General features: G+C 60.6%; 2 protein-coding genes. Both read right to left on the bottom strand.

Annotated elements, in window-relative coordinates; all coding sequences use genetic code 11:
• Nucleotides 1–39 precede the first annotated feature (39 nt).
• On the bottom strand, nt 40–894 hold the full coding sequence (locus tag H977_RS35990; protein ID WP_029111014.1) for an IS3 family transposase: 855 nt from the start codon (nt 892–894) through the stop codon (nt 40–42).
• Nucleotides 891–1220: a helix-turn-helix domain-containing protein gene (locus H977_RS35985; RefSeq protein ID WP_231396085.1), complete on the bottom strand. Its 330-nt coding sequence runs from the start codon at nt 1218–1220 to the stop codon at nt 891–893. Before H977_RS35985 ends, H977_RS35990 begins: the two co-directional genes overlap by 4 nt.
• Nucleotides 1221–1442: the final 222 nt, after the last annotated feature.

Here is a 1442-nt window from a genome sequence, read left to right as displayed (position 1 = left end):
TGAAGTGGTCCCCAGAAGTTGGACTCTGACGTTTGGAGCCTAAGCGGCAAGGGCCTGGGCCCGGTATTGGACCGGGCTCAGGCCCTTGAGCTTTGTCGAGATTCGTTCGATGTTGTACCAGTGGATGTAGGTGTCGAGGGCAGCGGCGAAGTCCTCGACAGTGTCGAACCGGTTGTGGTGGAACATTTCTGACTTCAGGTGGCCGAAAAAGTTCTCCATGACCGCGTTGTCATAGCAGTTGCCTTTGCGCGACATCGACTGCACCGCCTCAACGTCGCCGAGCAACTTACGCCAGGACCAATGCCGGTATTGGAAGCCCTGATCGGAATGCACCAGCGGACGTTCACCCGGTTGCAAGGTGGCGATCGCAGCGGTCAGTGAAGTGTTGGTCAACTCCACATTCGGGCTCATCGACCACGCGTAGGCCAGCACCGACCGATCGAACAAATCGAGGACCGGTGACAGATAGACCTTGCGCTCACCGATGCGGAACTCGGTCACGTCGGTGACCCACTTCTGATTCGGCGCGCTCGCGCTGAAGTCGCGGTCCAGGATGTTCTCGGTGATCTGCCCGGCCTGGTCGCTGTAAGAGTTGTAGCGGCGGCGGCGCCGCACCCGGCAGATCAGCGCCAGCTCGCGCATCAACGCCAGCACGGTCTTTTTGGCCACCACGAAACCGCGCCTGATCAGCACCGTGTGGATGCGGCGGTGCCCGTAGCGGCCGTGGGCAGCCTCGAATACCTCAGTGATCGCGGTCTTGAGGTCGGCGCGCGCATCAGCCACCTCGGGTTTGCCGTGGTGGTAGTAAAACGTCGACCGCGCCAACTGCGCGACCTCCAACAGCACCAGCAGCGGATGATCAGCCTTGAGAGCGGCGACAGCGGCGGCTTTCACCGCCGCTCCTGCGCCCTCAAGGCCCGCAATTTTTTTAAGTAGGCGTTCTCTGCTCGCAGCCGCACATTCTCCTGCTCCAACCGCTGCAGATCCGTCAACTCCTGCGACGAAGAATCCGCGTCTTTGGGTTGGCGCCCTTGCGGTTTGGGTTTCAACCCGTCCTCACCGAGCCGGCGATAGGTCCGCACCCAGGTCTGCACCAGCGTCGCCGAGGACAGCCGGTACTCCTGAGCTACCTGCTGCGCACACGCACCCTCGTCGATCACCTTGCCCACCACTTCGAGCTTGAACTCGAACGAGTACTGCGTTTTGGTCGGTTTTGCCACCAGTACCTTCCTGCCATGCAGGACCCAACGGCGATATATTTCGCGAACCGGCCCCCGGCTCACTCCCAGATACCTCGCCGTGGCGCCATAGCCCCGACCCTGCTCGAACAACGCTACCGCCGCACCACGTTGAGCCTCACTCAACGAACTAGAAGGATGCAAAAAAGTACTCCCCAGAAGAAGAAACTGAATTTCTCAGTCCAACTTCCGGGGAGCACTTCA

The organism is Mycobacterium sp. URHD0025 (assembly GCF_000426065.1).
Lineage (GTDB): Bacteria > Actinomycetota > Actinomycetes > Mycobacteriales > Mycobacteriaceae > Mycobacterium.
Note: the sequence above shows the minus strand (reverse complement) of the source record. Positions and strands in the feature narration are given on the sequence as shown.